This window comes from Petrocella atlantisensis (genome assembly GCF_900538275.1).
Lineage (GTDB): Bacteria > Bacillota > Clostridia > Lachnospirales > Vallitaleaceae > Petrocella > Petrocella atlantisensis.
This window is the reverse complement of sequence record NZ_LR130778.1, coordinates 3,321,415-3,344,277: the sequence shown is the minus strand read 5'-3', so window position 1 is coordinate 3,344,277 and position 22,863 is coordinate 3,321,415. Positions and strand designations below refer to the sequence as shown.

Sequence of the window (22,863 nt, the reverse complement as noted above, 5' to 3'; positions counted from 1 at the left end):
CTAAGTCCTAGTATTTTAAACATCTACCCTCTGATACTTATTGCCTTTTACATACGCTTCTATATTCAGTGCCACTTCATCAATAACATTCTGTCTGGCTGTGATGCTGGCCCATGCCACATGGGGTGTAATAATAAGTCTGGCATCATTTAACATAGGGAGAAGTTTAGATTCCTTGCTCATCGGTTCAATACTAAGTACATCTAAGGCTGCACCTGCTATAAGATGATTGTTTAATGCCGACACCAATGCTGCTTCATTAACGATGTCACCACGACCAACATTGACAAGTATTGCACTTTTTTTCATTTTAGCAAAAACCCCTTCATCAAATAGGTTTCTTGTCTGATCATTTAAAGGTGCATGTATGGTAATAATATCTGAAAGTTCTAGCAGGTCATCAAAGCTTACCCGATCATAGGCATCTTGTTGATTTTTACCACTTGTCGAGTAGTAAATCACTTTTGCGCCCATCGCTTCAGCTATCTTTGCCACTTTACTACCAATACTTCCCATACCAACGATACCCCATGTCATTTGGGCTATCTCATTGATTTGCACCTCATAGTGGGTAAATGCATCATCTTCAATATACTTGCCACTCCTAACATAGTCCCTATAATAATTCATATGATTGACCAATTGCAAAACCAAGGCCAGTGTGTGCTGTGCAACACTATTTGAACAGTAATCCATAACATTACATACACCTACACCCCTTTTTTTTGCTGCTTGAATATCGATTTTGTCATATCCAGTTCCAGTCATGCATATCAACTTAAGATGTTTTAATGCTTCTATGGTTGATTCATCAAAATAACCTTTGTTGGTTATAACTACTTCTGCTTCTGCACATCTTTCTATAATCTGCTCTTGATTGGTATAGTCATAATAGGTGACTGAACCCATCGATTCCAGTTTCTCAAATTCTAATTTTTCTCCTAGTGATTTCTGATCCAATAAAACTATTTTCATAAAAACCTCACTTCATTTTTTATTATTTATAGACAGGGTTCCGATGTATTCACAGGCAAGCTAATGATAAATGCACTTCCTTCTTGGACTTTGCTTTTGACGCGTATCATTCCATTTTGACCTATAATCATTGCTTTAGCGATAGACAATCCAAGACCATGACCACCTGTTTGCCTTGTTCTAGATTCATCCGATCTGTAAAAACGATCAAATAGATAAGGTAAATCATCCTTATTAACGCCAATACCGGTATCAATAATAGATATGATAACCGAACTATATTCTTGTTTTAGTTTGAAAGTGATTTCACCACCATCCGGGGTGTATTTCATTGCATTATCAATGAAAATTCTAAATGTCTGTTTTATTTTAGCATAATCCAAGCACACATCAATACCCATCTGAATATCACAAATAAATGTATGACTACCCTCGTCTACCATTTCCATATCTTTCATGATTTCTGTAGCCAACTTACCAATATCAAATATTTCTTTTTCAAATTTGAGTGTTTGATTATCCGAACGCACCAATGTTAGTAAGTTTTCTACTAAAACCTGCATATTTTTTGATTCACTCTTAATAGCCTCTATGGCTTCTTCAAGTATAGCTTCATCTTCTTTCCCCCACCTGTCCAACATTCTAACATAGCCGTTTACGATAGAAATTGGTGTTCTAAGTTCATGAGAAACATCCGACACGAATCTTTTTTGCTTATCATAGTCTGAGCGAATACGATCAAGCATATCATTAAAAGTCAATGCAAGGTCTTTTAGTTCATATTTCGCTCTTGATACATCCAGATTCCCTTCAACATCATTAATCGATATTTTTTCTGCTGCTTTGGTCATTGTGAAAATCGGTTTAAAAACTTGCTTTAAACGAATGGACCCAATAATTGACATAAAAATAAAACCGGACAATTGACCAAATAGAAGTAAACCACCTAAGACTAATCGGGTCTTATTCATAGATTTTATATTATGAATGGTCGTAATCTCATAGTCTACCGTATGATAATCATTGATCTTGTAATATCGGTTGGCCGACCGGATAAACAAACCCTCATTAAAAAGTAAGGGTATCCTATCTATGTATGACAGGCGATATAAGGATGCACTATAAGTGGTACTGGTAATCGTATAACCAACGTCTTCCCTGTCCTGCCTGGACATAAGTACCTGGACACCTACGTCATTTTCTGAAGAAATAGATTCCAGTTGAAAGGTCAAGGCATCCATGTTATATACCCCCATTTCAAAGGGAACAACCATTTCAAAAACACCATCCACTATTTCTATACTCCTTTGTTGTATATCATAAAAACTGAAACCCACAAGTACAATAAACGTTGTAACGATGGTTGCCACCCAGTACAGGATCCCATAGTCAAAAGAGATTTTCTTGCGCATGGACAAAGTTAAGCTTAGGTATATATATTTAAACACATGTCTTATTTCTTTAAATAAGCCCACAGGAAAAAGCAACGCTTTTTTAGGACGTTGCTTAATATCCTCCTTGTTATGCTTCATTAATAATATACCCAATGCCTCTAACCGTCTTTATGATCTCAACATCGTATTTCTGATCAATCTTAGCTCTCAAATATCGAACATAGACATCAATAACATTTGTATCACCATAATAATCGTAACCCCATACTTTTTCAAGTATCTTTTCCCGGTCCAAAGCAATATTTTTGTTTTCAAGTAAATATTTTAAAAGTTCATATTCTTTTTTTGTGAGTTCTATTACATCCTCTTTAAACATGACTTCTCTTTTAAGTTCATTTATAACCAGTCCTTTATATGTTAGGGCTTTTAGTCCATTGTTTTCCTTGGGGCTATCTTTACGCTTTAATGCTACACGCATCCTAGCCAAGAGCTCTTCAATCTCAAAAGGTTTGGTCATGTAGTCATCTGCACCCATATCCAGTCCCATGACCTTATCAGAAACATCATCTTTGGCCGTCAACATGATGATTGGAATATTAGCGTCGGCCTGTCTGATCCTTCGACATACTTCTATACCGCTAAGTCTTGGCAACATCAAATCCAGCAAGACAAGGTCTGCCCCACCTTCATTAAACATTTCCAATCCCATTCTACCATCACTGGCAACAATCACATCATAGCCTTCATATTTAAGTTCTAATTCAATAAATCTTGCTATCTTGATTTCATCTTCTACAACCAATATTTTCTCTTTCATACATCTCCCTATTTCTCTATGGTCACTTCATAGTAATCGTCATCTTTATTAATTTCTGCATGGTCCACAGACTTGCTCGTTGATTTTGTTGATGCATCCATTTGTTCCAAGTCTTTAGCTTCCTGCTTTTCATTCCGTGATAGGGGTTCATCCTCTTTTAGAGGCTCTTTGGGTTGACTTATAATACTATCAGAATCTTTTACCCGTTTGTAGATGGTTACTTGACTCTCGCTTATTAATATAGCACCGATACCAATGACCAAAACCCAGATTTTTGTTTCTACTTCCAGAAAGACTAAGAATAATACAATCATAATCAAAGGTAGGTTCAATAGAATCTCTTTTTTTCTATCGATTCTGACATAATAGGTCATCAACTCTTTTGCAATACGGTTTAATTCCGTCATGAATTTGGAGAGATTGGATCCTTTTTTTTCGCCAATCAAGTATATGGCAAGTTCTATATCACCATTTGCTTTGAGCAAATAGCGTTCGGCTTCCTCATAGGTTACGTCCATACGACTTTGTACAGCCTTGATATCCTCACTGGTAATTTTCATAGTTATCACTTCCTCGGACCTTCATATACAAGGTCTTATCATCTTATAGTCCTATAGTAACAGTATAGTATTACTTGTGCTTTAGTACAACATTAAAATCACATTAAAAAGCATTTGTTCTTTCTTTGTCTTTATCTTGATTTTTGCAACTACCTAAGGTAGTATAAGAATGAAAATCCGAGACAAAAAACCCTTAATCAAGCCCTTCAGGAGGAAAAACATGTCAAACTGTATTGTCGCTCAATCCGGTGGTCCAACTGCCGCCATTAACGCATCTCTTTGCGGTGTCATTGAAGCTGCACTTATGCATCCAGAAATCGATACAATATATGGAGCCTTAAATGGTATTGCCGGTGTTTTAGAAGATCATACGTTGAATCTGACAGAGCTCTTCGCGCATAAACCTGAATCTCTGCAGCAACTGAGATATACACCAGCTATGTACCTAGGGTCCTGCCGTTTCAAATTACCAGATTATTCTAAGGCCGCTGAACCCTACGAGAAAATTTTTAGTTTTTTCAAAGAAAAATCTATTGGATATTTCTTATATATTGGTGGCAATGACTCAATGGATACCGTTTCTAAGCTTTCCAAGTACGCAACTGAACATCATATTGATGTGAAAATCATAGGTATTCCAAAAACCATCGACAATGATTTGGTGGAAACAGACCATACTCCCGGCTTTGGTTCTGCAGCTAAGTATGTGGCTACTACTATGCTTGAGATTGCTCACGATACGTATATATACGATCTTGAATCTGTCACCATAGTAGAAATAATGGGACGTAATGCCGGATGGTTGACAGCTGCTTCCGCTCTGGCTCGTACAACCTATAGCAGTGCACCGGATCTAATCTATCTTCCTGAAACGGCTTTTGATGTAAAACAATTCATCGAACGTATAAAGACACTACAAAAAAGTCGAAAAAATATTATCGTTGCTGTTTCAGAAGGTATAAAAGACAAGGAAGGTAACTATGTCGCCGCTTCCGTTTCCGGAACAAATGACGCTTTTGGCCATGCCAAACTGAGTGGTGTTGGTAAGACACTAGAATATATGTTAGCAGATCAACTGGGTTGCAAAGTACGTTCTGTTGAGCTCAGTGTCCTCCAAAGAGCAGCCGGTCATATCGGGTCAAATACAGATATTCAAGAAGCCGTAGCCGTTGGAAAAGCAGCCGTTGAATCAGCCGTTAGAGGATTAACCGGTAAAATGATGGCCATCAGAAGATTAAATGTAGCATCCTATGAAGTCGATATTCAACCTGTAGATGTCGGTTTAGTGGCCAATCACGAGAAAGAAGTCCCAAAACATTATATCAGTGCTAGCGGTGATGATGTTACATCTGATTTTATTAATTATGCCAGACCGCTTATAGAAGGTGAAACACCTCTTACCTACAAGAACGGGTTACCTAATTACATGGATATTCAACATCTTAAAAACCGTTAACCACCTTTTACTTTTATAAGTGATTAAGGCCTAACTCCTAGGAGTTAGGCCTTTTCTTTTATAAATATTACTCTAATACGACATTAAGCTTCCTTTACTTCTTTTGCTTTCATTAAGCTGTTAATGCCTGTTATGGTAACGGATCTCAAGGATCTATTAAGTCTCAAATCAAGTATATAGGGTACAATCACTTCTTGATTTGCATTCATGATAATTTTTACCTCCGGACGCATGCAAGCATCCTCATGATTAGAAGCCACGATACCCGTCAAACCATTGCTTAGAATCACATAGGTACCCACCGGAAAAGGTGCTACTTTTTTTGCAAATATTTTTGTAATCTCAAGGTCAAACATACTACCTCCATTGGCCATAATGAACTCCATCGCTTCTGAAGGTAACAACGCTTCTCTATAAGGTCGTGAAGAAGTCAAAGCATCATATACATCCGCCACACCTATGATACGTGCAATTATAGATATTTGATCTTTGGATTTCTGCATCGGATAGCCCTTACCGTCGTATCTTTCATGATGCTGAAGCACTGAGACATAAACACTTGTAGGTATATCATAAGACTCTTTTAGATAGTTAAAGCCAAAAGTTGGATGTTGTTTTACTGCTTCATATTCTTCTTCTGTTAATTTTCCTGGCTTGTTAAGAATATCTTTATCAACAAACATCTTACCAATATCATGTAAAATAGATGCGAGTCCAACATTAAATAAATCCGCTTTATTTAATCCGTATTCAACACCTACTAAAATAGATAATACCGCTACATTCACAGAATGAAAAAAAGTATAATCATCATAAAACTTCAAATCAATTAAATTGACCATGGTATCTTTATTCTCAAGAACCTGCTCCACGATGTTTGAAATAAGGATTTTTGTATGATTGACTTTATCAACTAATTTTTTAGGATCACTTTTTGATTGACTGGCATAAATACAAATATCCTTAACGGCTTTAATTGCAGACATTCTTAGTTCGTCACTTATGACGTCCTTAAGCATAATGTCTTTTGACATTTCATCTTCAATATATATACCTTGATAACCAAGGCTTTTAATACGCTCTATATAGGACCTATGTATAATACTGTTGCTGTTAAGGAGCAACTGGTGATTGACATCGTATAATTTTCTGCCACAAACCATGCCTTCAACAAGTCCTGAAACCGGAACAAATCTCATCTTGAACTCCTTACAATATTGATGTTCTAGTCAACAATATTTACAATAAAATATGTCATAACACCATCTACTTGGAGATTATTAACATCTCTGCTACCTATGTATTATATATGAGAATGCTTATTATTTCAACACTTCATTCTAACTAGTTTTGATTAAACAGAAAGGAAACGCCTAAAACCTTGAACAATGTTTCTAATCATGGTAAACTTTAACACATATTATGGATAGAAAAGGTGAAGACATGTCTAGACACAAAAAGATAAATGAAGTAGCCATTTATGGCTTGATTGGCAATATAGCCCTTCTAGCATCAAAACTCATCGTAGGATTTGCCACTAGAAGTCAGTCTATGATTGCTGATGGTCTCAACAGTGCTGGTGATGTCTTTGCTTCTGTTATGACCTATATCGGTAATCACATTTCTGCCAAACCCATAGACGATGATCACCCATACGGTCATGGGAAAGCTGAGTACATTTTCAGTATGATTATAAGCTTTTCTTTACTACTTGTAGCTTTTTCAATATTTCGTTCATCCTTAAATACTTTGATTTACGGATCCGAATTCACTTATTCAATTTGGCTCATATTCGTTGGTTTATCAACCATCATCATCAAGTCTATTCTTTTTTATTTTGCAAGACGTGTCGGTAAAATACATAACAGTCTTTTGGCCCATGCTAATGCTGAAGATCATCGCAATGATATCTTTATCACGCTCTTAACACTACTTAGTATTTTATCCGGCTATTTCGAACTCTATTTTATTGATAGTATTGGCGGTATGCTCATTTCATTCTGGATTGCTTTTACTGGCTTTAAGATCTTCACAGGCGCTTACAATGTTCTTATGGATACCAGTATTGATAACATGCTGATGAAACAGTTTTCAGATATTATCAAGGCCATTGAAGGTGTTGACCATATAGACGCCATCTCAGCCAAGCCTGTCGGTTTACACTTTCTTCTCATTGTCAAAATATCCATCGATGCCAATCTAACGGTTTACAAAGGACATGAAATCGCCAGTGAAGTCCGACAAAAGCTAGAATCAATGGATAATATTGAAGAAGTCGTAGTACATGTCAATCCTGCACAATATCATCCAGAACGTATGTCATAAGAAAAAATCCTAAAATATAAAAAGCCATGGATTGTCCTATGACAGCTCATGGCTTTAATTTATATTTATATATATATATATATTGAAGGTATCGTGCCTTAATTTATATATATATATATATATACATTGAAGGTATCGTGCTTATATTTGTAGGAATTTCTTAATAACACTTGCCATCTCATCATGTTTACAGATGGTGTTATGTCGAATACTCGCTTCTAATATTTCATGAATCGCCTCCGGTATCTCTACACCGGTTTTTTCTCTCATTCTATCAATCAGTTCAAAATCATCAATCTGACCATACTCTTGATCAAGTGAAATCATAGTGCTTTTCGTGAACTTGTAAGGACTGGCTGTTGAGACAACAACCGTTTTTGTGGTGTCACCACTATCTTCTACATATTTCTCATAGACCGCATAGCCTACGGCTGTATGAGGGTCCATGAGGTAATGGTTTTTCTCAAAAACTTTTTTTATGGTCTGTTGGGTCTCTAACTGATTTGCGTAATTCCCATAAAATTCAGACAAGCCCGCTTTCATACGATCCGTCACTTCATAAAATCCTTTTGACGTTAGATCCTCCATTAAGTCCTTTGTTGCCGTTGAATCTGCACCTGCAATTTCATAGATGAGTCTTTCCAAATTACTTGAAATCAAGATATCCATGGATGGAGACATGGTAAGTATGAATGGTCTTTGGCGGTCATACTTACCAGTTCTAATAAAATCAAAAAGTACTTTGTTATCATTAGAAGCACAAATCAATTTACCCAGTGGTAGACCCATTGCTTTAGCATAATAGGCCGCTAGAATATTTCCAAAGTTACCTGTTGGGACAGCCACATTGATGGTTTCACCGTCTAGAATTTCTTTTTGCTTTATAAGGGTTGCATAGGTATAAAAATAGTATGCAATCTGTGGTATAAGCCGTCCAATATTAATAGAATTTGCGGATGAAAATTGAAAACCACCACGCTCCAAAGCTTTATTAAAATCTAGATCTGAGAAAATACGCTTAACACCATTTTGAGCATCATCAAAGTTGCCTTCTATACCAACTACGAAGGTATTATCACCCTTTTGTGTCACCATCTGCTTCTTTTGAATCGGGCTTACGCCATCTTTGGGATAGAAAACTATTATTTTAGTATCTTCAACATCTGCAAAACCAGCCAAAGCTGCCTTACCCGTATCACCGGATGTCGCAGTTAGAATAACGATTTCTTTTTCAATGCCTATTTTTTTAGCGGCTGTCTTCATCAGATATGGCAATATGGATAAGGCCATATCTTTAAATGCTATCGTTGAACCATGGAATAATTCCAGCATATATACATCCCCCACTTTTATTGTGGGCGCAATGGCATCTGTATCGAATTTATGATCATAGGCTTGATGAATACAAGCTCTTAGCTCTTCTTCTGTAAAATCTTGATAGTAAAGTGACATCACTTCATAGGCCAAATCCTGATAATTCATTTCCGATAATTCTGTCATGGATTTATTCATCTGTGGGATATATGAAGGTACATACAAACCACCGTCTTTGGCTAATCCTTTGACTATTGCATATGATGCTGAAACATCCCTTTCAAGTCCTCTTGTGCTCTTATATAAAAGCTTATCCATTTCTAATCATCCATCCTTATTTCATTTTTTAGTGATTATATCACATTTAATCCAAAAAGACAATTGTATGTCTCTTGCGGACATATGTGCTTATAATTATAAAAAAATATCCATAGTGGCCTATGAATATCTTGTTTATATTTTATCTAATATTTATAAAAATGATGACCACCATGTTGAAATAGAAACGTCAAGTTGTCATCAAACCAACTACTAGCATTCTCACTTGCCAATGACTTGGAAACAAAAAACATCGCACCGTTAGAATAATCAACACCCTTAAGTGCCTGTTCAACTGCTTTGATTGTAGAATCTTTAATTGTCACCTTATAATATCTACCATCATCAATAGGTGAAAACTGCGCTCTATTTCCTGTTCTCTGATGAACCACTTCATAAATGGTATTTGGGAATCTTCTGCTTTTAACTCTGTTCATAACCGTATTTGCTACAAGAATTTTCCCTTTCAAATCTTCATTGGTGGCCTCTGCTTCAACGATCCTTACCAAGGCCGTATAATCCTTCAAGTTCAATAAATTGATTTGACTTTCTTCTAAATTTTCCGTCGCTGTTTTAAATACTCGGTCTTGTTCATCTTCTTTTGCAAGGGTGACAGCTTCTTCATTATCTAGCTGTAATGTGTCATTGTCATTGGACCTTGCGAAGGTGTCGTACGAGGATTCATCTGAAGCTTCAGCAACAGTTGTTGTTTCTTCAATCCTATTTTCACTCTGATCATCATCTTCTGTCTCATACAGAACGATATGATCGATTGTTTTAGTCTTCGCAAATCCATTAACACTTAACATCACAACAGCAATCACAAATACACCAGAAAAAATCATAAGGCCAGTTGTGTATACTTTCTTTGAAATACTTTTGTGGCCAAACCACATGCTTTCAAATAGATGTTTCAGTTTAAACATAATAGACTCCTTTTGTACTTCTCTTATTAATCGAAATAATAGTGTCAGCAGGTTAATATTGATGTGACTACTGAATTATAGGTGACCCTACTTTGATAGTCAATATCACAGCGGTCGATTTGGTGGTTATCCTGTATATTTCAGAATATTCAGTTATTTCAATTGTGCAAATACAATGTTTTAGTGGCATTTTTCAAGTTTTTTTGGTATATTTTACATAGGTTTTCTTATTTTTGTTAAATTTGTCTTCAAAATATAACGCAATAAAACCATTCACAAAATATAAATAAAGGTCTTTTTTATATGAAGTACGTCATTATGACACTAAAGTATGTCTTTTATATGTCCAAACAATAACTTTATCAAAGTATGTTATAATGCATTTAACCCATATTTTAAGGAGTTAGCCTATGCAATCTTTACCAGGTGTTTATGAAAGTGTTAAAAAAAATGGTCAAAAATATTACCGTTCTTCCATAACTTATGATGGCCGTCATATTAGTCTCGGCAGTTTTGAATCTTCAATTTTAGCCCATAATGGGTATCTTCTTGCTAAAAAAATTATTAGCTCGCCTCAACTGACTATTTATGATTATGAAGATCATATGTGTTTGGCTTTTGATAAATGGGTAGTGCTTATGAACTATAGAGATCACCACTACTATTTTTCTACACCCATTTATATGCATAAAAACTATTTTTCCTATTTTATTTCATATACTGAAGAGCTTATCTTTGATATTCAAGATCTTTTTTATTATGCCAATCATAAGATACATAAACGCAAAGGATATTACTTTGTGAACGACTACGGTATGCAAGTCAATATCATGAGCCGTTATGGTGTTAAAAATCACAGTGTCTTAGGCCGTGACCATCGTTTTGTAGATGGCGATATACATAACCTAAGGTATGATAACATACAGGTCATTAATCCTTATTACGGCGTTATACTTGAGCGCTCTTTAGTCGCACCTATTTACAAGTCCACCCTGAATATTCATGGGAACTACGTAATTGGACGTTATAAGGATAGTGCAACCGCCGCTATTGCCTATAACAAGGCTATTGATTATCTTCACAAAAATGGTATTATTCAAAAAGATTTTCCCAAAAATTATATCGCTGATATGAATCAAGAAACCTATGCAGCCATTTATAAAAAGGTAAAAATCAGCAATAAAATACTGGACTTAAAAAAGTCCAGTACGAATTAGTTTCATAATCTGTTGTATTTCTTCTATATTAAGCAAATAGCATCTCTATTAGAGGTAAGATTAGCATGAAATAAATTGGTGGAATTAGTATTGCAGGTAGCAAATTGGCTGTTTTAACTTTTTTTATTTCTAAAAGGCTAAGCCCCAGACTAAAAATTAATATACCACCAATAATGGAAATCTCTCGTATCACTTCTCCTGTTAACACAGGTTCAAGACGGGATGCAAATATAACAATAGCACCTTGATAGAGTAATACGGATACCGATGAAAAAATAACACCAATGCCAAGAGATGATGTTAGAATAATCGAGGTAACACCGTCTAATACGGATTTGGCATATAGCATATCATGATTGCCTCTAAGCCCACTCTCAAGTGACCCTAGGATGGCCATCGTTCCAACACAAAACAAAAGACTTGCCGTGACAAAGCCTTGAGCAATATTATGCTCACCGTTACCGACTTTACTCTGTAAAAAAAGGCCCAGTTGCTCCAGTCTTTTCTCAATATTGACCCACTCACCAAAGATACCACCAAGCACCAAGCTGATAATAAATAGTATCGGTTCTCCTCCATTCATCATACCGTTTAACGTTGTTGCAATACCAATAAACATAACAGACAAGCCAACGCCATGCATTACTATCCATTTATATCGATCTTTAAGCCCATTTTTTACTAAGATACCTATTATGCTTCCTAGTAGTATGACGCCTGCGTTTACATAAGTTCCTAACATCTTCATTCTCCTTCTCTTCATTATTCCCATCTTTATTCTTACACTATTATACACACAATCACACATAATAGCCAACAAGTTTTCAACTACACATCAGCCATTTGAGATAGGCAGCTTTTTTATTGTATGATATAATGAGATATAGAGATACTTCGTTTTAATCTTATACCATAATGGTAATAAATGTTTAATTAAGAAGTTATTTAATAGATAGATACAGGGGGTTTGATAATATGAATTTGGTCTATTCCTTTTTAGATCATAAGAAAGACGAAAAAATTCAGTATGTTGCCCTTCGTTTTCTCCTTGTTGCCTTTTCAATTCTTGGTTTTATAGTTCTACTTTTGGGCATTTTTTCAGGCTATGATCCTCTTGCTACCGTCATCTCAATTGGTTTCATTTTGTTTTGCGCCACTTGTTTCATCCTACTTAACACCACAAAGCACCCTCACTATATTAAAATTTTCTTTATTATTTTCTTGGATTTTATTTATTTCCCTGTTGCATGGATGACCTCTTCCAATGCCTTCAAAACTATGCCATACACAAGCATCCTATTTTTAATTATAACTTTCTTATTGGTTGAATACCGACGTGAGTTTATAATACCCATTTTATTTCTAATCTTTGCAGTTTTACTTATGTATATTAAAGTTAGGTGGCCCTTATCTTTCACAATAACCTATACTAGCCTTTCAAGCTACTTAATGACCTTTCTAAGATATTCAGTTATTGCACTGTTATTATTAACTGTTATTGTAATGATGATTTTTAATTATTTTGAAGTCACGAGAAAATATGATCGAAAAAGTATATATGATGAATTAACCGGTCTATACAGCCGAACATATGGTCTCAAACAACTCCAAGCGGTATTTGAAGCACAACATGGTCAACAGAATAAATACACCTTAATAATGATTGAACTCGAAAACTTCAAAGTATTCAATCAGAAAAACGGTATTTTAGCTGGTGATGCATTCATTAAGACACTTGCTGATCTTATGAGAAATAATACAAGATCCAATGACTTGTGTTTTCGCTTTAGCGGTAATACCTTTCTACTGCTTTTAAGTCATACGGATATAAGTCAAGTCAATGTATTTTTATTACGCATCCAGAATGCTTTCGAAGAATTGCTCACCCAATATGAAGAAAGTGATCTGTCTCTACTTGTCGGCAGGGCAAACTTTGATTATAATACTCTGATAGAAGTCATTAAAGAAGCAGAAATAGATTTATCACAGCATCGAACAAATACTTAACTACTTTATTGGAGGACAACATGATTAGAACTTACTTTTTTTATTTTGTACTTGTTTCATACCTTCTTCTTTCCGGATTTGCTTATCTTTGGTATCTCTTTATCGGTCTATTCGGTAAACAGTATCAATACAATTATCTTCATAAGATGACAGCATCGTGGGGTCGTTTAATGGTTGCTCTCTCATCAAGTAAAGTCGAATTGGTGGATTCATATAAGCTACCACAAGGAAACGTTCTATATGTCAGCAACCACCAAAGCTACTATGATATTCCTTTGTTACTTGGATATCTACCAAAACCTAAGGCTTATGTGGCAAAAATCGAATTGTCAAAAGTACCGCTTATAAGTCATTGGATGCGTGTCATGGGTTGTCTTTTCTTGGACCGTGGTAACTTAAAACAGTCTTTAAAAGTCATATTACAAGGTATTGAGGACTTAAAAAACGGTAAAACATTGGTTATCTTCCCTGAAGGGACACGTTCAAAGAGCTACACGATGGCTGAGTTTCGAAAAGGCAGTCTGAAGCTTGGCATTAAAGCTGGTGTCCCGATCGTTCCAATTACCATAGATGGTTCTTTTAAGATGTATGAAGCAAAAAAAGCCATCACAAAAGATCATGTACGTATCATTGTTCATGATCCAATCTATCCTCATCTATTAAGCAAAGAAGAACAAGATAATCTATCTGAAACTGTTCGTGATATTATAATGGCACCAATCGCAGCTTTACAATAATAATAGAGAATTAAATAAAAGCGCCAATCCACTTATAGCGGATTGGCGCTTCTTTTCTTGTTAATTTTATAATATATGGCTAGCTCAACTTATGCCATAAATAATTTGATATCTTCATCTACAGTTCCAATTCCTGCTATACCAAATGTATCAATAAGGACTTTTGCAACATTAGGTGATAAAAAGGCTGGTAAAGTTGGACCTAAGTGAATGTTTTTGACACCGAGTGATAGGAGTGCCAATAAAACAATAACTGCTTTTTGTTCATACCATGCAATATTATAAGCAATAGGTAATTCATTGATATCGTTAAGTTCAAAAATCTCTTTGAGCTTTAATGCAATAACCGCAAGTGAGTATGAGTCGTTACATTGACCGGCATCTAATACTCTTGGTATACCACCGATATCACCTAGTGGAAGTTTATTGTATCTATATTTTGCACAACCTGCTGTAAGAATTACTGTGTCTTTAGGTAGCTCTTTTGCAAACTCTGTATAGTAGTCACGATCCTTCATACGGCCGTCACAACCTGCCATAACAAAGAATTTCTTAATAGCACCTGATTTAACAGCATCTACAACTTTATCTGCAAGGGCGAATACTTGTGCATGAGCGAACCCACCCACGATTTCTCCTGTTTCTATTTCTGTAGGTGATGGTAGTGTTTTTGCCATTTCAATAATTTGTGAAAAGTCTTTTTGGCCGTTTTCATCCGCTTGTATATGTGTAGATCCTGGGAATCCTGCAGCACCAGTTGTAAAGATACGCTTAACTGTCTCACCTTTTGGCGGTACGATACAGTTGGTTGTGAATAAGATTGGACCATTAAATGATGCAAACTCTTCCTTTTGTTTCCACCAAGCATTTCCATAATTTCCCACTAAGTTCTCATATGCTTTGAACTTTGGATAATAGTTAGCTGGCAGCATCTCACTATGGGTATATACATCAACACCAGTACCTTTGGTTTGTTCAAGTAGCATTTCCATATCATTTAAATCATGACCGGAAATCAAGATTGCAGGGTTATTTCTAACACCAATATTAACTTTGGATAGTTCAGGATTGCCGTAAGCCGTTGTATTGGCCGCGTCAAGAAGGGCCATTGCCTTCACGCCATATTCTCCCGTTTTGATTGTAAGTGCTACAAGATCATCTGCTGTTAAAGCATCATCAAGGGTAGCTGCTAAAGCTTCATATGTAAATGCATAAAGATCAGTATCTTCTTTGCCGAGATTTAAAGCATGTTGCGCATAAGCTGCATATCCTTTTAAACCATAAGTTATTAATTCTCTAAGTGATCTAACATCTTCATTCTCAGTCGCTAAAACACCAACTGAAACTGCTTTGGCATCCATGGATGCATCTGTTGACACTGTAAAAGTTGCTGCATCATGAAATTCCGCTTCAACAACATTTCTTAGATCATCTCTAATTTCTAGGTTTTGTCTGATTTGTGCACGTATCGCTTCCGGATCAAAGTTTGCGTTGGTGATGGTCTTAAACAAACTATCCAGTACAATCTCATTGGTCTTTCCAAGGCTTGCAATATCGAGTCCACCTTTTACAACAATATCTGCAATGCCTTTTGTAGAATAAATTAGAAGGTCCTGGAGATTCGATACTTCTTCATCTTTACCACAAACCCCTATAACATCACATCCGGTTCCTTTTGCTGCTTCTTGACATTGATAACAAAACATACTCATTAGAATACCTCCATATAATTGATTTATTATTGCCGATTATTCTCTCTAAACCGGCTGATTCGCTAATCTATCATGATTAACTATGATAAAATTATAACCTACTTAAAGAAATTAATCGGTATCTTATGTTACCGACCAATACATAAGCAGACAAGCCCACATGAAATAGTATAAACTTCTTCTTTGTCATTTATGTGTCTATCTAGACAAACATGGATTGATCAATTCGATTGCCCAATCTAAGATTATGCCTAAGATTCCCAACAATCTTATCAAGCTTTTCAAGCTCTGATAGGATCATTTTTTCTTCATCATCCGTTGAAATGATTTTGTGAATACCACCATTTTTTATTATAATTCTTTGATCCGCCATTAATGCTAATGTTGGATCATGGGTCGCAATGAGAACGATTTTCTCACTGCTTACCAGTAGTTTTAGCGCCTTTTTTCGGTCAATACCTGCATTTTCGATTTCATCAATCAAAACAATCGGCGACGTACTAAGTATGGCTGTATCTGCAATCATTAATGCCCTTGACTGGCCGCCACTGAGTGCTGTTACTGGTGTTGTTCTCATAAATTGCTCACCAGCTAACTGATTGGCAGATTCCAATATGGTGTTAATGACTTGATCCACATTTTCAACCATACGGCTTTTTGCATGAAGTTCTAGGAATTCCTCTACCGTTAAATCCATGACAAAATTCATATTTTGTGACAATTGTGCTACCAATTTATTGCTTGAAGAAAACCGCCATTTGGTATCTGCCACTGCACCGTTAATCAAAACACCTCTTTTTGTAGGTGTATCAAAATTGGCCGTCCACTCAATATCTGCTAGTAATCTGCTTTTTCCGGAACCGGTCGGCCCGACAATTGAAACAATATCCCCACTTTTTATGGTGATGGCTTCAAATGCTTCTTTATGTCCGGATTTATCTTGTCCGGGTAAAATGGTGATTGAACCAACCGATTGTTCATCTTTTAATCCTAAAAAACTAAGCATTTGAAGAATATATGCCAAAAGGTCTTCTTTAATTTTCTCTTTGTCCATTGCCCATGTTTCTACGTAATCTTCATCAAACTGTCCTAAGTAATCATCAAAGGTCATCGTACCATAACCTTCAACATCCAACTTATTATTATCAAAATACGTGGTTACAAAAGGGTATCGAAGCAATAGATCATCAAAAGTCATATTCTTAAGTATTTTACCATCAATCATTTTTTTCACCCAATTCCATTTTTCTTACGTTACCCATTTGATAGTCATCGCCTATCCGTGTTTCTCCTAGACAGTAAGAGCATAAAGCTGAAGGCATGGAAAACTTCAATTCCTTACCTTTAACTGTAAGCACATCTTCTTTTTCATCATATAAAAGCGTACTAAGCTCATATGCACCTTGGCCGGTCAAACCATTGATATGCATAACAATGGCTTGTGGGTTTACTGAACTTACTTTTGAGGCAAATACTTCACGTTCTGCTTGAGAAACGATATCCCCTTTTGTAATCACGACTATATCCGCTGATTTTAACATTGGTCCTATTTTTTTTGGTGTATTAATGCCACTCAAATTATCAATAACACAAATCGCTTGAATTTCCTTAATATAAGGGGAACAACGATTGCAAAGACCTGCACTTTCAGTGATTAGTAGCTCTAGGTCCTGTTTTCTACCCCATTGCACGACTTCTTCAATATTACTGACAAAGAAATGATCCGGACACAAGGCTCCAGATAGGCCTTTTTTTACCGGAACGCCTGCCTTTTCATAGAGTAGATCATCATCGGTATAGAGACAGTCAAATTTTACCACGCCTACTTTTAGCCCCCTGTTTTGAACCGCTTGAATTGTTTTTAATATAATCGATGTCTTACCTGATGATGGTGGGCCTGATATGGTTACTAGATTCATTTTTGCCTCCTACCACTACTGTTATCAAATAGCTCTTCGAGTTTTTTGATGAGTTGACCGATGTCATTATTATTAATAAAATCCCAACCCAGCCACATATATGGGTTAGTCTTTGGAACCATATTATCAACCTCAGGGTGAACACTTGGAAACCGACCTTGATGTGAGAGAATCTCTCCTACGTCTTTAGATGTAAAGAAGTCAATAATCGGTTGAAGCTCTTTTTGTTTACTTGCTTTTGATAACATAAAAATCGGACTGATAATTGCACCATCTCTTGGCCATACAGCTTCCATCGGTCCACCTGCTTTTGTCATCTTCGTGAAAAAATAAGGCATAATCGTAATAGCCGGCCGGTTCGATTTTTTAATATGAGATTTTACCATTTCTGATGGATGCATGCTTTTTAATAAAGATTTACCAAGTTTTTGAATACCTGTTTCACCATAGTTCTTGTATATGTTTAAGAGTATCGCATTGAATAAATCAAAATCACCTATAGGTAAAGACACTGAGTTCTCATATTCCGGTTCTAGCAATTCTTTCCATGAAGTTGGTACTTTTCTTGTTCCTAATTCTGATGTATTCACTAGAAATATAGCCGGTACAACGCCAAGCATGGCGTAGTGGCCTGCTGGATCTTTTAGCTGTAGTCCTTCATGATTAAAATCTTGATGATATGCCTTTATTGGTGCATAATCCTTAAAGGCATTTTGTGCCCTATATTTGCCCATTAATTGTCGATCAAAAAATAAGTCAAACCCAGCAGAAATAAATAAATCTGATATTGTATCGATAGATGTGGATGCTTCTAACGTTCCCTTAAGCCAATCAACACCCATTGATGCCGCCTTAAAGTTATAATCTAGGTCATGAACCCATTGTTCATCTTGGGTTTGTAGCCAGTTTTCAAATCCTTCTATTAAGGGTATTTTTACAGGACAAGGCAAAACACCTTCAACTTTAATCATAGGATTTTCTTTTTTCTCTTTTCTACGTAAGCCTTGATCAACACCTTTAGTATTTTCTTCTATCGCTTCAACCAATCGTTCCTCAAAGGTTTTGATATCGACTTCCTTAAGTTGTAATACCATCTCAAGGCTAATGGTTTTTCCTATGGTCTCTCTTTGGGCAAGATCCTTCATCTGATCTATACCAACAGCAACAAGTAGAGCTATGGCTTCTTCGTATTTATGGGTTATGTTATAGACTGTATCTTTTATGTCAAAATAAGCATTCATATATAACGCCTTCTTTCTTTATTATAGTATATCTATGATTTCGACTCTTTAACCATGATTATAAAGCAAGTTGCCTCTTCCGTCCGTAACATCCGTTACCACTGCCCGAGCAAGTTAATCGTTACTCATTAATAAAGCATCAGATTCACAAAGAATATTGTGAACTGATGCTTAGTATTGATTCTTACACTCTGACTTACTTCATTAAGACTACTCTTGCAGGCGATGCCTCAACATCTGCAATTTTTAGGGGCAAAGCTATCATATCAAATATACCTTCTTCAATATCCTTTAATCTAAGACCCTCAATAATCATAATATCTGCATTAAAAAGTCTTTTATGGGTGCCATGGTCTGGTTGATCCCGCTCAATACCCAAACCATCTGTTCCTACACCAAGTATACCCAGTTCAGCTAAATAAGTGGCGCCTTCTTCTGACAAGGATATAAATTGATTGCTAAAATGGTCTTCAAATGAATTTTTCGTCTTAAATAGTAAAAATTCACCTTTTATAACTTCCTTTTCTTTCAAATCCTGCGTCGATATCATACCTGACACATGGGTCATATCAAGAACTCTGACTTTCGTGATAAAGCGGTTCAGATCAAAATGTTCCATAGTAAGCCCGTCTTTAATCATATGTAGTGGTGCATCTATATGAGTGCCCGTATGCAGGTTCATTTTTAAGTCTGTTTCATAATGACTACCTGTATCGAAGTTAGACGCATTGCTAAAGATCGGTTTTTTGCTTTCATAATTCTTATAAACCATGATATCCGGTTCAATGGTCATGGATATATCATATATTTTCATATTATCTCCAATCTTATTCAAAATTATTATTCATATCATCTACACGCCACCAATGTCGACCATCTCTTTTTAGCATATCATGAGATGAGATCGGGCCATCTGAACCCTTAGAATAGGTATCCAGATATTTTGATTTGTCCGGACATTTTTTTACGACTTCCGAAATGAGTTCCCATGCACTTTTTACTTCTTCCCATCCAGTAAACATAGCTGTATCACCATTTAAGATGTCAAGCAGTAAACGTTCATAGGCATCCGGTGATTTGTAAAAAATATCACAGGATTGGCAATAACTTAGATTGACGGACATTAATTTACTTTCACTTCGAGGTTCTTTTGTATTGATGCGTATATACACGCCTTCTTCCGGTTGTATTTTTATAACAAGCAAATTAGGTATTTTTTCAGTATTGGTTGGTGTACTTGACCCATCCGTTTTAAACTCAATCACAATTTTTGCTATACTTTCATCTAGTGCTTTGCCTGTCTTTAAATAAAAAGGAACCCCTTCCCATCGCTTGCTGTTTACAAAGCATTTCATGGCGACAAAAGTTTCTGTATTAGAGTCTGGGTCTACCTTGACTTCATCTCTATATCCTTCGTATTGACCGAATATAAGATTAGTATGGCTTTCCAACTCCGATTGAATGCTCAGATTCTGAATAACTTTGACTTTTTCTTCCTTAGCACTGTTATTATTAAAGTTTTTTGGAGGTTCCATAGCTACGAGCGCTAGAATCTGTATTAGGTGGTTCTGCACCATGTCTCTTAGTGCGCCTGCTTTGTCATAGTAGCCACCTCTATCTTTTACACCGTCTTTTTCCTTTACTGTTATCTGAATATTGTCAATGGAGTCCTTGTTCCAGATAGCACTAAAGATTTGATTGGAAAATCGAACGGTGTTAATGTTTTGAATCATTTCTTTGCCAAGATAATGATCAATTCTAAATATATGATCCTCTCCGAAAATCTTTGATACAGTTGCGTTGATTTTTTCAGCTGATTCTAGATCATAACCAAAGGGTTTTTCAAAAACGGCTCTTGCATAACCTTTCACATCTAAAAGCTTCTTATCCTTAAGTTGCTCCGATATAAATGGGAAAAAAGTAGGTGCTGTAGCATAGTAGAAAATGCGATTATGGCAATCTTTACTGTCTATAAAGGTATTTAATCCCTCATATTCTTCAGCTTTTTCAAAATTCATTTCATAATAATGTAACTTAGAACTAAAGGCTACAAATACATTTTCATTATAATTGGATACTTTCTTCATTAAAACTTCTTTAACTTCTTCTCTATAAGATGCTGAATCTTTATTCTTTCTGCCAAGTACAATGATGGTCATATCATCTAATATACGACCACCTAAAAACAATTGATAAAAAGCAGGGATCAGTTTGTAATAAGTTAAATCACCTGTCCCACCAAATATAGTAAATATTACCTTTTGATTCTCCATACATTCACCTACCTTTTGTGTAATGCGTGACCACCAAATTCATTTCTGAGTGCCGCAACCACACGATCTGAGAATTTGCCCTCATCTTTGGAAGCGTTTCTAATAAACAAAGACTGAGTAATGACCGGTGCAGACACACCAAGTCTTATTGCTTCTTCCACTGTCCATTGGCCTTCTCCTAAAGCATCAATACGTGGGATGATGTCTTCTAACATGCCATTATTTTCAAAAGCCTGTTTCGTCATTTGCATGAGATACCCTGCGATAATAGACCCATGGTTCCATACATTGGCAACTTTTTCAAAATCTACATCAAACTCTGACCTTCTAATAATCTCAAGTCCTTCACCAACGGCTTGCATCATACCATATTCAATGCCATTATGTACCATCTTAACATAATGTCCGGATCCTCGTTTCCCACAGTGCAGATAACCTTCTTCAACATTGAGGACTTTAAAATAGGGCTCTAAAACTGCAATGGCTTTTTCGTCACCACCAACCATCATACAAGCACCGTATCTCGCCCCATCCGTTCCACCTGATGTACCGGCATCTACAAAATATATACCCTTTTCTTCAAGTGCATCACCTCTTCTAAGGGTATCAGAAAACCTTGAGTTACCGCCATCGACAATGATGTCCCCTGGTGATAATAATGGTGTAACCTGCTCAATGATGGCCTCTGTAGCGGGACCGGCCGTAACCATAATCCAAACCACTTTGGGAGATTCCAAAGCGTCGACCAAGCTTTCAATTGTATCAAAAGTTTGAACACCTTCGTTTTTTATTTCTTCTCGCGGTTCCTTACTACGATTATAAACACCTATATCTAGTCCTTTGTCACGCATGTTAAGGGCTAAATTATAACCCATTTTCCCAAGTCCTATTAATCCGATTTTCATATATGACCTCCTTCTTGACACGTTGAGTACTTTTTGTTTTATTTGATCTTGCAACTCTTAAACTTTATTAATAGTATATCACAGGTTTTATCTTTGTAAATGATAATTTCTATCAAGTCCATATTTCTTGGAGAATAAAAAAAGCTATTACAAATGTAATAACTTTTAATATATCTTATGCTCTTCTTAGAATTCTTTTATAAATATCCATACTGAGTCGTAATGTTCTATTTTTTGTCTTAACGGTAAATGGTACCACTTTTTTTCTAAGCATCCAAACATCTTGTCCCTTATTAATAAAATAAGTTTGTGTTGAATATGGATTGCCTGTTGCACACCAATATACAAAGTGCTCGCAATTATTCTTATTAATGCTATAACACTCTTCTCTTTTTCCTAATGCACTATAAGCCCTTGATACGATTAGTTCTCTTGTATAGCTATCTTTTATATGGTGTAAGACTACTTTTTCTCCACCTAATAAGAATGTCTCCATGGTTACTTTTTTGATTTCAGCGTGTTTTCTCATATGAAAGCTATTGGCATGAAAATGTATGACGCAATTGTTCTCAACTTCTACACCAAAATGTCGATAACTCATCGTTCTAAATATCAGCTTATCAATCCATTTAGAGTCTTCATTTTCACGTACTTTAGTTGACCCAAGTAGTATGGGCTTTCTCTCAACATAAATAATGTCTCCAAACATTGTAGCCTCCCATTGTCAATATCTAATTCTTTGGCAAAACAGTCTCCACCTAATATTA

Annotated in this window: 21 protein-coding genes; 5 read left to right on the top strand and 16 right to left on the bottom strand. The window is 35.9% G+C overall.

From position 1 onward, the window contains the following. Positions 1-15 precede the first annotated feature (15 nt). Genes PATL70BA_RS15375 through PATL70BA_RS15360 form a run of 4 tightly spaced genes read right to left on the bottom strand, consistent with a single transcriptional unit; the run spans position 16 to position 3,746 of the window. A complete protein-coding gene (locus PATL70BA_RS15375; protein ID WP_125138208.1) occupies positions 16-975 on the bottom strand; it encodes a D-2-hydroxyacid dehydrogenase in 960 nt (319 codons plus the stop codon). 26 nt (positions 976-1,001) lie between these two features. After that, entirely contained in the window at positions 1,002-2,507 is a 1,506-nt protein-coding gene (locus PATL70BA_RS15370) for a sensor histidine kinase (RefSeq protein ID WP_125138207.1), read from the bottom strand. Beyond that, complete coding sequence (locus tag PATL70BA_RS15365; protein WP_125138206.1) at positions 2,497-3,186, bottom strand: response regulator transcription factor; 690 nt, start codon at positions 3,184-3,186, stop codon at positions 2,497-2,499. The genes PATL70BA_RS15370 and PATL70BA_RS15365 overlap by 11 nt, the downstream gene beginning before the upstream one ends. Positions 3,187-3,194: 8 nt before the next feature. Next, positions 3,195-3,746, bottom strand: coding sequence for a hypothetical protein (locus PATL70BA_RS15360; protein WP_125138205.1), 552 nt, complete (start codon positions 3,744-3,746; stop codon positions 3,195-3,197). A 220-nt stretch (positions 3,747-3,966) separates the two neighbouring features. On the opposite strand from PATL70BA_RS15360, the gene PATL70BA_RS15355 reads away from it, so the two are divergent. Beyond that, positions 3,967-5,202, top strand: coding sequence for a 6-phosphofructokinase (locus tag PATL70BA_RS15355; protein ID WP_125138204.1), 1,236 nt, complete (start codon positions 3,967-3,969; stop codon positions 5,200-5,202). An 83-nt stretch (positions 5,203-5,285) separates the two neighbouring features. Here the strand turns inward: PATL70BA_RS15355 and PATL70BA_RS15350 are convergent, their stop codons facing one another. Then, entirely contained in the window at positions 5,286-6,401 is a 1,116-nt protein-coding gene (locus PATL70BA_RS15350; RefSeq protein WP_125138203.1) for an HD-GYP domain-containing protein, read from the bottom strand. Positions 6,402-6,624: 223 nt separating this feature from the next. Here PATL70BA_RS15350 and PATL70BA_RS15345 point away from each other — a divergent pair, with 223 nt between their 5' ends. Next, the gene (locus PATL70BA_RS15345; protein ID WP_243115932.1) at positions 6,625-7,527 is read left to right on the top strand and encodes a cation diffusion facilitator family transporter; all 903 of its coding nucleotides are present in this window, start codon (positions 6,625-6,627) and stop codon (positions 7,525-7,527) included. Between the two features lie 141 nt (positions 7,528-7,668). Here PATL70BA_RS15345 and thrC read toward each other — a convergent pair whose 3' ends face one another. Next, positions 7,669-9,159: a threonine synthase gene (thrC, locus tag PATL70BA_RS15340; protein WP_125138201.1), complete on the bottom strand. Its 1,491-nt coding sequence runs from the start codon at positions 9,157-9,159 to the stop codon at positions 7,669-7,671. A gap of 146 nt (positions 9,160-9,305) precedes the next feature. Further along, positions 9,306-10,085, bottom strand: a complete 780-nt coding sequence (locus PATL70BA_RS15335) for a cell wall hydrolase (RefSeq protein WP_125138200.1) — start codon at positions 10,083-10,085, stop codon at positions 9,306-9,308. 410 nt (positions 10,086-10,495) lie between these two features. Here PATL70BA_RS15335 and PATL70BA_RS15330 point away from each other — a divergent pair, with 410 nt between their 5' ends. Continuing rightward, positions 10,496-11,302, top strand: a complete 807-nt coding sequence (locus PATL70BA_RS15330) for a hypothetical protein (protein ID WP_125138199.1) — start codon at positions 10,496-10,498, stop codon at positions 11,300-11,302. A gap of 28 nt (positions 11,303-11,330) precedes the next feature. Here PATL70BA_RS15330 and PATL70BA_RS15325 read toward each other — a convergent pair whose 3' ends face one another. Continuing rightward, positions 11,331-12,050, bottom strand: coding sequence for a DUF554 domain-containing protein (locus PATL70BA_RS15325; protein ID WP_330510055.1), 720 nt, complete (start codon positions 12,048-12,050; stop codon positions 11,331-11,333). A 227-nt stretch (positions 12,051-12,277) separates the two neighbouring features. On the opposite strand from PATL70BA_RS15325, the gene PATL70BA_RS15320 reads away from it, so the two are divergent. Together PATL70BA_RS15320 and PATL70BA_RS15315 are read left to right on the top strand one after the other, a co-directional pair. Continuing rightward, positions 12,278-13,309, top strand: coding sequence for a GGDEF domain-containing protein (locus tag PATL70BA_RS15320; RefSeq protein ID WP_125138198.1), 1,032 nt, complete (start codon positions 12,278-12,280; stop codon positions 13,307-13,309). Between the two features lie 20 nt (positions 13,310-13,329). After that, positions 13,330-14,046, top strand: a complete 717-nt coding sequence (locus tag PATL70BA_RS15315) for a lysophospholipid acyltransferase family protein (RefSeq protein WP_125138197.1) — start codon at positions 13,330-13,332, stop codon at positions 14,044-14,046. Positions 14,047-14,135: 89 nt separating this feature from the next. Here PATL70BA_RS15315 and hcp read toward each other — a convergent pair whose 3' ends face one another. From hcp to PATL70BA_RS15275, 8 genes are all read right to left on the bottom strand, one after another. Continuing rightward, a complete protein-coding gene (gene hcp, locus PATL70BA_RS15310) occupies positions 14,136-15,758 on the bottom strand; it encodes a hydroxylamine reductase (protein WP_125138196.1) in 1,623 nt (540 codons plus the stop codon). Between the two features lie 202 nt (positions 15,759-15,960). Continuing rightward, a complete protein-coding gene (locus PATL70BA_RS15305) occupies positions 15,961-16,983 on the bottom strand; it encodes an ATP-binding cassette domain-containing protein (RefSeq protein WP_125138195.1) in 1,023 nt (340 codons plus the stop codon). Then, the gene (locus tag PATL70BA_RS15300) at positions 16,976-17,677 is read right to left on the bottom strand and encodes a GTP-binding protein (protein WP_125138194.1); all 702 of its coding nucleotides are present in this window, start codon (positions 17,675-17,677) and stop codon (positions 16,976-16,978) included. The genes PATL70BA_RS15305 and PATL70BA_RS15300 overlap by 8 nt, the downstream gene beginning before the upstream one ends. Beyond that, positions 17,674-18,918, bottom strand: coding sequence for an ABC transporter substrate-binding protein (locus PATL70BA_RS15295; RefSeq protein WP_125138193.1), 1,245 nt, complete (start codon positions 18,916-18,918; stop codon positions 17,674-17,676). Before PATL70BA_RS15295 ends, PATL70BA_RS15300 begins: the two co-directional genes overlap by 4 nt. 196 nt (positions 18,919-19,114) lie before the next feature. After that, positions 19,115-19,732, bottom strand: coding sequence for a cyclase family protein (locus PATL70BA_RS15290; protein WP_125138192.1), 618 nt, complete (start codon positions 19,730-19,732; stop codon positions 19,115-19,117). A 13-nt stretch (positions 19,733-19,745) separates the two neighbouring features. Continuing rightward, complete coding sequence (gene zwf, locus PATL70BA_RS15285; protein ID WP_125138191.1) at positions 19,746-21,191, bottom strand: glucose-6-phosphate dehydrogenase; 1,446 nt, start codon at positions 21,189-21,191, stop codon at positions 19,746-19,748. Positions 21,192-21,199: 8 nt separating this feature from the next. Beyond that, positions 21,200-22,117 (bottom strand): phosphogluconate dehydrogenase (NAD(+)-dependent, decarboxylating), encoded by a 918-nt coding sequence (gene gnd, locus PATL70BA_RS15280; RefSeq protein ID WP_330510362.1) that lies wholly within the window; start codon positions 22,115-22,117, stop codon positions 21,200-21,202. Between the two features lie 154 nt (positions 22,118-22,271). Further along, the gene (locus tag PATL70BA_RS15275) at positions 22,272-22,805 is read right to left on the bottom strand and encodes a lecithin retinol acyltransferase family protein (RefSeq protein WP_125138189.1); all 534 of its coding nucleotides are present in this window, start codon (positions 22,803-22,805) and stop codon (positions 22,272-22,274) included. Between the last annotated feature and the right edge of the window lie 58 nt (positions 22,806-22,863).

Excerpts from the sequence above, each read along its gene's own strand:
- PATL70BA_RS15375 (WP_125138208.1), bottom strand. The coding sequence starts at position 975 with ATGAAAATAGTTTTATTGGATCAGAAATCACTAGGAGAAAAATTAGAA.
- PATL70BA_RS15370 (WP_125138207.1), bottom strand. The coding sequence starts at position 2,507 with ATGAAGCATAACAAGGAGGATATTAAGCAACGTCCTAAAAAAGCGTTG.
- PATL70BA_RS15365 (WP_125138206.1), bottom strand. The coding sequence starts at position 3,186 with ATGAAAGAGAAAATATTGGTTGTAGAAGATGAAATCAAGATAGCAAGA.
- PATL70BA_RS15360 (WP_125138205.1), bottom strand. The coding sequence starts at position 3,746 with ATGAAAATTACCAGTGAGGATATCAAGGCTGTACAAAGTCGTATGGAC.
- PATL70BA_RS15355 (WP_125138204.1), top strand. The coding sequence starts at position 3,967 with ATGTCAAACTGTATTGTCGCTCAATCCGGTGGTCCAACTGCCGCCATT.
- PATL70BA_RS15350 (WP_125138203.1), bottom strand. The coding sequence starts at position 6,401 with ATGAGATTTGTTCCGGTTTCAGGACTTGTTGAAGGCATGGTTTGTGGC.
- PATL70BA_RS15345 (WP_243115932.1), top strand. The coding sequence starts at position 6,625 with ATGGATAGAAAAGGTGAAGACATGTCTAGACACAAAAAGATAAATGAA.
- thrC (WP_125138201.1), bottom strand. The coding sequence starts at position 9,159 with ATGGATAAGCTTTTATATAAGAGCACAAGAGGACTTGAAAGGGATGTT.
- PATL70BA_RS15335 (WP_125138200.1), bottom strand. The coding sequence starts at position 10,085 with ATGTTTAAACTGAAACATCTATTTGAAAGCATGTGGTTTGGCCACAAA.
- PATL70BA_RS15330 (WP_125138199.1), top strand. The coding sequence starts at position 10,496 with ATGCAATCTTTACCAGGTGTTTATGAAAGTGTTAAAAAAAATGGTCAA.
- PATL70BA_RS15325 (WP_330510055.1), bottom strand. The coding sequence starts at position 12,050 with ATGAAGATGTTAGGAACTTATGTAAACGCAGGCGTCATACTACTAGGA.
- PATL70BA_RS15320 (WP_125138198.1), top strand. The coding sequence starts at position 12,278 with ATGAATTTGGTCTATTCCTTTTTAGATCATAAGAAAGACGAAAAAATT.
- PATL70BA_RS15315 (WP_125138197.1), top strand. The coding sequence starts at position 13,330 with ATGATTAGAACTTACTTTTTTTATTTTGTACTTGTTTCATACCTTCTT.
- hcp (WP_125138196.1), bottom strand. The coding sequence starts at position 15,758 with ATGAGTATGTTTTGTTATCAATGTCAAGAAGCAGCAAAAGGAACCGGA.
- PATL70BA_RS15305 (WP_125138195.1), bottom strand. The coding sequence starts at position 16,983 with ATGATTGATGGTAAAATACTTAAGAATATGACTTTTGATGATCTATTG.
- PATL70BA_RS15300 (WP_125138194.1), bottom strand. The coding sequence starts at position 17,677 with ATGAATCTAGTAACCATATCAGGCCCACCATCATCAGGTAAGACATCG.
- PATL70BA_RS15295 (WP_125138193.1), bottom strand. The coding sequence starts at position 18,918 with ATGAATGCTTATTTTGACATAAAAGATACAGTCTATAACATAACCCAT.
- PATL70BA_RS15290 (WP_125138192.1), bottom strand. The coding sequence starts at position 19,732 with ATGAAAATATATGATATATCCATGACCATTGAACCGGATATCATGGTT.
- zwf (WP_125138191.1), bottom strand. The coding sequence starts at position 21,191 with ATGGAGAATCAAAAGGTAATATTTACTATATTTGGTGGGACAGGTGAT.
- PATL70BA_RS15275 (WP_125138189.1), bottom strand. The coding sequence starts at position 22,805 with ATGTTTGGAGACATTATTTATGTTGAGAGAAAGCCCATACTACTTGGG.